The sequence below is a fragment of the Novosphingobium sp. 11B genome (genome assembly GCF_054589055.1).
Genome location: NZ_BAAILP010000168.1, coordinates 68,140 through 77,141 on the forward strand (window position 1 = coordinate 68,140; position 9,002 = coordinate 77,141).

Here is a 9,002-nt window from a genome sequence, read left to right on the forward strand (position 1 = left end):
CGACGCGCACATCGTCGGCCAGACCGAAGCCAAGAAAGCCGTCGCCGTCGCGCTGCGCAACCGCTGGCGCCGCCAGCGCCTCGGCGCCGACCTGCGGGACGAGGTGACGCCCAAGAACATCCTGATGATCGGCCCGACGGGCTGCGGCAAGACCGAGATCAGCCGCCGTCTCGCCAAGCTGGCCGAAGCGCCCTTCGTGAAGGTGGAAGCCACCAAGTTCACCGAGGTCGGCTACGTCGGCCGCGACGTCGAGCAGATCGCCCGCGATCTCGTCGAGGAAGCGATCCGCATCGAGAAGGAGCGCCGCCGCGAATCCGTGCGCGAGGCGGCGAGCAAGGCGGCGATGGACCGGCTGCTCAATGCCCTCGTCGGCGACGGCGCCTCGGAGGCGACGCGCGCCGCCTTCCACCAGCGCATCACCGAAAACGCCATGAACGACACCGAGGTGGAGATCGAGGTGGAGGATGCGCCCTCCGGCCCGATGGAAATCCCCGGCATGGGCGGCTCGGTCGGCATGATCAATCTCGGCGACATCATGGGCAAGCTGGGCGGCCAGCGCATGAAGCGCCGCAAGATGAAGGTGCCCGACGCCTGGGACAAGCTGGTCGACGAGGAATCGGAAAAGCGGCTCGATCAGGATGACGTCGCCCGCGTGGCGCTCGCCAATGCCGAGCACAACGGCATCGTCTTCCTCGACGAGATCGACAAGATCGCCGTCTCGGACGTGCGCGGCGGTTCGGTCAGCCGCGAAGGCGTGCAGCGCGATCTGCTGCCGCTGATCGAGGGCACCACGGTCGCCACCAAGTACGGCCCGATGAAGACCGACCACGTCCTGTTCATCGCCAGCGGCGCCTTCCACGTCGCCAAGCCGAGCGACATGCTGCCCGAACTGCAGGGACGCCTGCCGATCCGCGTCGAACTCAAGGCGCTGACCGAGGCGGATTTCGTGCGCATCCTGTCGGAAACGCGCGCCAACCTCATCGCGCAGTACAAGGCGCTGCTCGGCACCGAGCAGGTCACGGTCGAGGTCACTGCCGACGCCATCGACGAGATCGCCAAGATCGCCGCGCAAGTGAACGAGAGCGTCGAGAACATCGGCGCCCGCCGCCTGCAGACGGTGATGGAAAAGCTGCTTGAGGAACTCAGCTTCGAGGCCGAGGACCGCAAGGGCGAGACGGTGACGATCGACCGCACTTACGTGCAGGACAAGCTGTCCGGCCTCGCGGGCAACGCGGATCTGTCGAAGTACATTCTCTGACGGTAGCGCCGAAACGGACCTGAAAGGGCGCGGGCAGCATGTCCGCGCCCTTTTTGTTCCTTGAATGTTCCGGCGAAAGGGGTAGCTTGTCCGGCGAAGGAGAATCGCCATGAAGCTTGAAGGTGGATGCCAGTGCGGCGCCGTGCGCTACAGCGTTGAGGGACAGCCGCAGCATGTCGCGCTGTGTCACTGCGCCGATTGCCAGAAATCCTCCGGAGCGCCGACCGTCGCGTGGGCGGCTTATGCGGCCGGTGAGTTCGCGGTGACTGCAGGAAAGCCTTCGTCGTACAGCTCCAACGGTGACGCAGTCCGCCACTTCTGCCCGACGTGCGGATCGGGGCTCTATTACGTCAACGAAGCGGTGCTGCCCGGACTGGTGGATATTCAGTTGGTCACACTGGACGATCCCGGGGCATTGCAGCCGCAAGCCCAGATCCAGGTCGCCGAACGCGTCGGTTGGATGAAGGATGCTGCAAGCCTGCCTGAGTTCGAGCGTTATCCGGGGTGATCGCGTCCTGTGCTGTCGTGGACCTCGAACTGGAACGCGATGGCGCGGTGTGCCATCCGGGGCTTGCTGCGCCGATGCTGGCGGACTTGCACCGTATCCTCGTGCGAATGCCGGACGGCCAGGCAGGGCTGCGCATTTCGGATGATCCGGAGCTTGGGTTCATGCTCGGTGAGGGCGGGCCGGTCGGCGCGGTGGCCAGGACGATATTGGGGGCCGACGTCCAGCCGGTTCGTGTAGTGCTGTTCGATAAGAACGATGCGGCGGGGTGGGTACTTGGCTGGCATCAGGATCGAACTATCGCGGTGCGCCAGAGAATGGATGTGTCCGGCTTCGGCCCCTGGACCGTCAAACAAGGCATAGTCCATGTCGAACCGCCGTTTTCGGTAATCGATGAAATGCTGACTGTGCGCATCCATATCGACCCGGTGGACGATGAAAACGCGCCTCTGCTTGTCGCTCTGGGCTCACATCGACTTGGGCGGATACCCGCGCCAGCCGTGGAGCAGATTGCGCAGGGTCTGCAGAAGCATGTCTGTCTGGCGGATGCTGGAGACGTCTGGTTCTATCGGACGCCTATCCTGCATGCCTCGAATGCCGCACGTCCGGGCCGCAGGAGGAGGGTTTTGCAGGTCGATTATGCGATCGGGGCTTTGCCGTACGGTCTGGAGTGGCTAGGCATCTGATATCGGATCACAAGAGTGCCCAGCATGTACCAGACCCCGGAAGATCGTCCTGTATACCGCCTGCTCACGGGAGCGGACGACCGCGCTTTCTGTGAGCGCGTGTCGGAAGCGCTGGCGCAGGGCTGGCGGCTCTACGGCTCGCCGTCATTGTCGTGGGATACGGCGGAAAATTGCATGAAGGCGGCCCAGGCCGTCGTCTGGCACGAGGCCGACGTCGTCAGGTAACGTTCAGCGCGTCGGCCGGCTGACGCTGGCGGCGTGGACGATGTGGGCTGCCTGCCCGGTCGCGGTGTAAGTCTTGGTGGCTAGCTCGACTTGCGCCCGGGCGGGCATGGACGGCAGGGCAAGCGGAATCGCTGCGAGCGGCGTTGTCGCCAGGACGATTACGCCGATACCCGCAAAACCCGATCTCATCGAACCACGTCTCCTGCACCAACTCTTCCTGACGAACTGTTGACGGTTCAAAGGGTTCCGTAACGGCCGAGCGCCGCCCACCAACTTTCGCTGTGCGTGCCTTTGTGATGGCGGCGGTCATTCGGCCGCTTCGTTCATGGCCTCCGCCTCGGCTGCCTGACGTGTCCACATTTCGGCATAGAGGCCGTCGCGGCGCAGCAGTTCGGAATGGGTGCCGCTCTCGGCGAGCTTCCCTTCGTTCAGGACGAGGATGCGATCGACATCGGCGATGGTCGAGAGACGATGCGCGATCGATAGCGAAGTGCGATGCTCGGCCACGCGGTGCAGGGTTGCGAGGATATCCTGCTCGGTCCGGGTGTCGAGCGCGCTCGTGGCCTCGTCGAGAATCAGGATCGGCGGGTTCTTGACCAGTGTTCGCGCGATTGCGACGCGCTGCTTCTCGCCGCCCGAGAGCTTGAGGCCGCGTTCGCCGACTTCGGTTTCGAAGCCCTGCGGTAGCCGGTCGATCAGGCCCATCAGCGCGGCGCCGCGTGCTGCCGTCTCGATTTCGTCAGCCGCTGCGCCATCGCGGCCGTAGCCGATGTTGTAGCCGATCGTGTCATTGAACAGCACCGAGTCCTGCGGCACGATGCCTATCGCGGCCCGTAAGCTGGTCTGTGCGACTTGCCGGATATCCTGGCCGTCGATCAGGATACGGCCCGAAAGCGGATCGTAGAAGCGATAGAGCAGCCGCGCGATCGTCGATTTGCCCGCGCCGGAAGGGCCGACGATGGCGAACGCCTGTCCCGCAGGCACCTCGAACGACAGGCCATGCAGGATGGTGCGATCCGGTTCGTAGCCGAAGACGACGTCGTCGAAAACGATGGAAGGCCGGCGAATGACCAGCGCGGGCGCTCCGGGAGCGTCGGGCACTTCGACCGGGGTGTCGAGCAGGCGAAACATCTCCGCCATGTCGATAAGGCCCTGCCGGATCGTGCGATAGACCATGCCGAGCATGTCGAGTGGCCGGAACAGCTGCGTAAGGTAGGTCTGCACGAAGACCAGCTGGCCCGCCGTATAATTGCCGCGCCACCAGCCGTAGACCGTCCACGCAAGAGCGCCCGCCATGAGCAGGTTCACCACCACGCCTTGCGCGATGTTGAGCATGCCGAGCGAGTTTTCGCTCTTCACGGCAGCAACGGCATAAGCCCGGGTCGCCTGCGCGTAGCGCTCCTCCTCGCGCTTCTCGGCGGAAAAGTACTTCACCGTCTCGTAGTTCAGCAGCGAATCGACGGCGCGGGCGAGGGCCTGTCCGTCGAGCCGGTTCATCTGCTCGCGCAGGGTGGTGCGCCACTCGGTGATGACGCGCGTGACCCAGATGTAGGCGGCGATGGCGAGCGCCGTCGCAGCGACCAGGCCGGGGCCGAAATTGACCCAGAAGATCACGCCCACCACCAGCAATTGCAGGATCGTGGGGGCAATGTTGAACAGCATGAAATAGAGCATCGTGTCGATGCTCTTGGTCCCGCGCTCGATGGTCTTGGTCACCTCGCCGGTGCGACGGGCGAGGTGGAAGCGCAGCGACAGGCGGTGAAGCTGGCCGAACACGTTCTCCGCCAGTTCGCGCGTCGCGTCCTGCCCGACCTTCTCGAACACGATGTTGCGCAAGTTGTCGAAGCCGGTCTGCGCCAGCCGTCCAGCCGAATAGCCAAGCACCATAAGCATGGTCAGTTGGACCAGCTTTGGCCCGGTCGTGCCCATCAGGTCGACCGCCCACTTCATCATGTAAGGCAGCGCCAGCTGCGTCGCGGTGGACAGCACGATGAATACACAGGCCCAGACGATCCGCCAGCGCAGTGCCGGATTGTCGCGTGGCCACAGGTACGGCATGAAGCGCAGGAGGGTGCGCCAGCCATCGTGGCGGGCATTGGAATCGCGGACGGCGGTATCGGGAGGCATGGGCGCTATTTAGGGGTTCGATGGCATGAAACAATCCGGCAATGCGCTGCGGCTTGGCTGAAAGTGCGGGAGCGGATCAGGGCGTCCCGACCAGATCGAACGACACCTTGCGCTTCGTGAAGTCGATGGCGACCCGCTTGAAGGCCCGCAACTCGCGCATTCCGAGGAACATCGCAGGCTTGCGCCCGAGCTTCAGTTCGCCGAAAGCGGGGGCGTCGGCATAGGCGATCACGACGTTGGTGACGCCGATCCCGCCCAGTTCCAGCTTGTCAGCCACGCCGAGATCGACGGCAAGTTCCTGGCCGGTAACACTCGATACCGATCCCTTGAGCATCGCCTGTCGCCGCTTTTTCGTCAGCGCGTCCTGCAAGGCGCGGTTGCCGATCGTTCCGCTGGCACCGGTGTCGATGATGACGTCGGTGCGGACGCCATCGACCAGTGCATCGGTGAGGATAAGGCGGCCGGACCGTTGCTTGGCGCGCACGACAATCTCGAAGCCGCGCGCGCCGCCGGTCTCCGCCATGTCGCCGATGGCGATGGTGTTGCGCGCGAAATCGAGCAGGACACGCTGGTGCTGCAGGCTGTCAGTGCCGAGAATGCCGTCGGCGCCCATGTTTGCACGCTCGAGCAGAGGTACGGTCAGGTCGTAGAAGGCCCGGGGGCCGACCGTGATCGACTCGACCCGGGCTGTGGCGACGTCGTGCGCCCCGGCTATTCCGACCACGCGCACTTGCGGTCCCTGCACCAGCCCAAGCGCTCCCGCCAACGTGGTGGAAACGACCGTGCGTTGAGATCCGGTGTCGATGAGGAAGCGATAGGGGCCGACCCCGTGGACGGCGACCGCCACCGTCATGCGCAAGTGGGCGTCTGCATCGCCTTGCACCACGTCGTCTTGCGGCGCCTCGCCGGGCTGCGCCGCCTGCGAGATCGGGGCAGGGGTCGCCCCGAGGATAACGGGATTGGCGATCAGCATCGCCAGCGCCATGCTCATTCCCGACATCGCATCCTCCCCGCGGAGTACATGCTCCGCGTTTCCTTGCTTGCCGATCAATCTATCATGATATTGCGTGGAACTCTATGTGAAACAGTAATGTGTTTCAGCCTTGGCTTGGTCGCAGTCGCATGCGGATTGGTCCGAGCACGTGGCCGACCATGCCCGCGATATCGTCGCGTGCGGGGTGCCGCACCAGCGCGATGGCGGCGGCCCACGCGAGCACCGACGCCGTGCCCGCGATCACCAGGCCGACGAAGCCGAGCGTTGCCGGCGATCTCCACACGGTGACGGCATAAATAGCTGGAGCCATCGTCACTACCGCGACGAGGGCGCTCGATACATAGACCCGCAGGGTGGCGCGCCACCGGAAGCCGATCAGCCTCTGCAGCCAGAACGCGTAGAGGAAGAACCACCCGAGCCCGTAGACGAGCCGCGAGGCGGCGGCGGCCTCCACGCCGATCGCCGCACCGGCCGCCAGGGTGGCGACCGAAAGCGCCGTATCGGCCAGATTGAACCAGAGCAGGCTCCTCAAGCGTCCCAGCAGGATCGGCAGGTCCATATGCAGCGGCAGGGCAACGAAACAGCACTCGGCCAGCGCGACCAGGGCGAGCAGTGGCGCCGCCTCGGCCCAGCCCGGGCCATAGAGCAAAAGGATAACCGGCTCACTCAGGACCGCGAGCAGCGCCATCGCGGGCCAGACGATCGCGCCATGTGCCGCGACTACGCGCTCGTAGTAGGGGCCAAGGTCCTTGCCCTCGTCCCGCAGCCGCGCGAACGTGGGATAATAGATCGAACTTACCGCTCCCGCGACGAGGTAATGGAGCTGCGTGGCCAGCGCGACACCCCGGCTGAACAGGCCCGCCGCCGTCATCCCCTGCATCCGCCCGACGATGAGGTCGGGCGTGCGCATGCCGATCCCTCCGGAGAGGTAGAGCAGCGCGCTGCCGGAGCCGAAGCCGATGATCTCGCGCGCCCGCTCGCGCCGCACGCGAAGGCTCGGCGGGGTCGGGCGCAGGAACTGAGCGGCGACGGCTCGGGCGCCGGCCTGTGCGATCATCGCCCAGGCCAGCGAGGTCGCCGAAAATCCCAGCGCCGCCAACGTCAATGCGCAGGCGCTGTTCGTCACCGATCCGGTCGCGTTGACGATGAACGTGCCCCTGAAGTCGAGCCGCCGCGACAGCAGTGCCACCGGAACGATGCTCCAGGGATTGAGCAGGTAGGACGCCGCGATCAGCCCAAGTATGGGAAACAGCTTCGGCTCTGCATAGAAGCGCGAAACCGGCCATGCGATCGCCATGATCAGGGCGGCGAGCAGGAACGAGAAGCCTGCCGCGATCACGGTGCAATGCCGTACGGTATCCTCGTCCGCAGTGGGATGGCGACCGAGATAGCGGGTGAGGCCGAAGTCCTGGATTACCGACAGGATCATCGCAGCTGCCAACGCCACCGAGAACAGCCCGATCTCCTCGGGCTTCAGGAAGAAGCGCGAGACGATGACCGAGGTTGCGAACTGGAGCACGAATTGCGTGTACTGGCTTGCCGCCGCCCAGAGCGCCGCTGACTTGACGCTGCCGGTTCCCCGGCCTGCGTCAATCGCGCTGGTTTCGGCGGGCTGCGTTTCGATATCGATCGACATGAGCGACGATCAGGCCGAGGTCGAGGTGGTCAGCGTGGCGGCGAGGCGCAGTGCACGCACCGGCTCCCCGAAACGCACCAGCCGGGCCACGGTACGCCACATGCCGTCACGGCGTCCGCCATCGCGCAAATGGCTCACCAGAAGATCGAAGCCTTCGTCGCGCATCGCGCTTGCCGAATAGAGCAGGCCCAGCGCAACCTGCTCGCGGACCTGCCGGGAAATACCCGGCCGGCCGAACAGCGAGTCCAGTTCGTCGATTGGCGGCAGTCGGTCGAGGGCGGCCGTCGGGTCCGGGCGTCCGGCCCTGCGTTCGCGCCAGGCGACTTGCGCCACGGCGGTACCTATCTGCTGTTCGGTGGCGTGACGGGACGAAACCTGTCCGGGATAGCGCCGATACCGAAGCAGGCGCTCGGGGATATTGCCCAGCCTGGTCACGCTCGAAAGCCGCAGCCACAGGTCTAGGTCCTCGCAATGCCTGAATGCGGCGTGATATCCGCCGACCGAGCGCACGACGTCGCGGCGATACATCGCGGCCGGGTGGCAAATCAGTTGCCCTCCGACCTCGATGGCGCCGAGCAGTTCCTCATGGGTTTCGGGATGATCGGCACCGGAGCGGACAAGTTTCTCACTATCCTCGCCGATGTCTTCGCTCCAGCTGCCAACGACGCCATAGTCCGGATGGTTCGCCAGGAAGGCGATTTGTCTGCCGAAGCGATCCGGCCTGCAAATGTCGTCGGCGTCCATGCGGGCGATGATCGGCGCCCGGGCGGTCTCGATCATCTCGTTGAGGCTGGCCACGAGACCGCGATTTTCCCGAACGATCGGCCGGATGCGCGAATCTTTCCCGGCGTATTCCCGCAGCATGGTGGCCGACCCGTCGCTGGACCCGTCATCGACGATGAGGAATTCGAAATCGCTGAAATCTTGCGCCAGCACGCTTTCGATTGCGGACGCAAGAAAGCGCTCGCCGTTGAAGACGCTCATGGCCACGCTGATCGCCGGTGTCGGCATGTAGGTAACAGGTTCCTCGCTGTGTGTTGCGGCGCAAGCGCGTTTGCACGTTGGGCCTTACGCGCAGCGCGGTAAAGAAAGCGTGTGGAATGCGAAAAGCCGGCGAGGGCACGGCTGGCCCGAAGGTGGCTATCCTCGGCGTCTGTGATTGGCGGCCGATCGTTTGTTGAAAACATTTTTGAAAATTGAGTGTTGACCGAATCAGAAGCCCCCCTTAGAGGCCGCTTCACCGCAGCGGAGCACGCTTCTGCTACGGTCGCCAACACAGACGGACAGCTAGTTCCCCCGATCGCAAGAACGAGGGATGCTTGGTTGTCCGGCTTTACTGTTCGGCGGGGCTGGCCCGCAAGGCTGGTTCGTTCTTTGACATTGTAGGTTTAGATGAAGGGACATGTGGGCGACGGCGCCTGGTCTTTCGGGTCTTTGGGCCGGGAGTACCAGTTTAAAGCAAGCCGATGCTGCATATGTCCTAACGTAACCATACGTTTTACATAGTGCAGGTATCGGCTCCCGGAGTTCGGTGTTTGCGGTTGGCGGCCTTTGGGTCGTGCCGTATTCGC

Annotated in this window: 9 protein-coding genes; 4 read left to right on the plus strand and 5 right to left on the minus strand. The window is 64.5% G+C overall.

From position 1 onward, the window contains the following. The 4 genes from hslU to ACYPYD_RS15575 form a co-directional block, all read left to right on the plus strand. A partial coding sequence (hslU, locus tag ACYPYD_RS15560; RefSeq protein WP_459664081.1) for an ATP-dependent protease ATPase subunit HslU occupies window positions 1-1,258 on the plus strand: 1,258 nt, incomplete at its 5' end. Window positions 1,259-1,367: 109 nt separating this feature from the next. After that, complete coding sequence (locus ACYPYD_RS15565; RefSeq protein WP_459664084.1) at window positions 1,368-1,766, plus strand: GFA family protein; 399 nt, start codon at window positions 1,368-1,370, stop codon at window positions 1,764-1,766. A gap of 17 nt (window positions 1,767-1,783) precedes the next feature. Beyond that, the gene (locus tag ACYPYD_RS15570) at window positions 1,784-2,449 is read left to right on the plus strand and encodes a phytanoyl-CoA dioxygenase family protein (protein ID WP_459664086.1); all 666 of its coding nucleotides are present in this window, start codon (window positions 1,784-1,786) and stop codon (window positions 2,447-2,449) included. 24 nt (window positions 2,450-2,473) lie between these two features. Next, window positions 2,474-2,674, plus strand: coding sequence for a DUF1737 domain-containing protein (locus tag ACYPYD_RS15575; protein ID WP_008832059.1), 201 nt, complete (start codon window positions 2,474-2,476; stop codon window positions 2,672-2,674). Window positions 2,675-2,677: 3 nt separating this feature from the next. Here the strand turns inward: ACYPYD_RS15575 and ACYPYD_RS15580 are convergent, their stop codons facing one another. The 5 genes from ACYPYD_RS15580 to ACYPYD_RS15600 all read right to left on the minus strand — a co-directional run bounded on the left by ACYPYD_RS15580 (window position 2,678) and on the right by ACYPYD_RS15600 (window position 8,442). Next, window positions 2,678-2,863: a hypothetical protein gene (locus tag ACYPYD_RS15580; RefSeq protein ID WP_008832058.1), complete on the minus strand. Its 186-nt coding sequence runs from the start codon at window positions 2,861-2,863 to the stop codon at window positions 2,678-2,680. Window positions 2,864-2,980: 117 nt separating this feature from the next. Beyond that, window positions 2,981-4,801, minus strand: coding sequence for an ABCB family ABC transporter ATP-binding protein/permease (locus ACYPYD_RS15585; protein WP_459664088.1), 1,821 nt, complete (start codon window positions 4,799-4,801; stop codon window positions 2,981-2,983). Between the two features lie 76 nt (window positions 4,802-4,877). Then, complete coding sequence (locus tag ACYPYD_RS15590) at window positions 4,878-5,801, minus strand: retroviral-like aspartic protease family protein (protein WP_248006078.1); 924 nt, start codon at window positions 5,799-5,801, stop codon at window positions 4,878-4,880. A 97-nt stretch (window positions 5,802-5,898) separates the two neighbouring features. Further along, window positions 5,899-7,431: an oligosaccharide flippase family protein gene (locus ACYPYD_RS15595; RefSeq protein ID WP_211150801.1), complete on the minus strand. Its 1,533-nt coding sequence runs from the start codon at window positions 7,429-7,431 to the stop codon at window positions 5,899-5,901. A 9-nt stretch (window positions 7,432-7,440) separates the two neighbouring features. Beyond that, complete coding sequence (locus ACYPYD_RS15600) at window positions 7,441-8,442, minus strand: glycosyltransferase family 2 protein (RefSeq protein ID WP_459664090.1); 1,002 nt, start codon at window positions 8,440-8,442, stop codon at window positions 7,441-7,443. Window positions 8,443-9,002: the final 560 nt, after the last annotated feature.

Bases quoted from the DNA above. Each gene is read 5' to 3' on its own strand.
- ACYPYD_RS15580 (WP_008832058.1), bottom strand. From the start codon at position 2,863: ATGAGATCGGGTTTTGCGGGTATCGGCGTAATCGTCCTGGCGACAACG.
- ACYPYD_RS15595 (WP_211150801.1), bottom strand. From the start codon at position 7,431: ATGTCGATCGATATCGAAACGCAGCCCGCCGAAACCAGCGCGATTGAC.
- ACYPYD_RS15565 (WP_459664084.1), top strand. From the start codon at position 1,368: ATGAAGCTTGAAGGTGGATGCCAGTGCGGCGCCGTGCGCTACAGCGTT.
- ACYPYD_RS15575 (WP_008832059.1), top strand. From the start codon at position 2,474: ATGTACCAGACCCCGGAAGATCGTCCTGTATACCGCCTGCTCACGGGA.
- ACYPYD_RS15600 (WP_459664090.1), bottom strand. From the start codon at position 8,442: ATGCCGACACCGGCGATCAGCGTGGCCATGAGCGTCTTCAACGGCGAG.
- ACYPYD_RS15585 (WP_459664088.1), bottom strand. From the start codon at position 4,801: ATGCCTCCCGATACCGCCGTCCGCGATTCCAATGCCCGCCACGATGGC.
- ACYPYD_RS15590 (WP_248006078.1), bottom strand. From the start codon at position 5,801: ATGTCGGGAATGAGCATGGCGCTGGCGATGCTGATCGCCAATCCCGTT.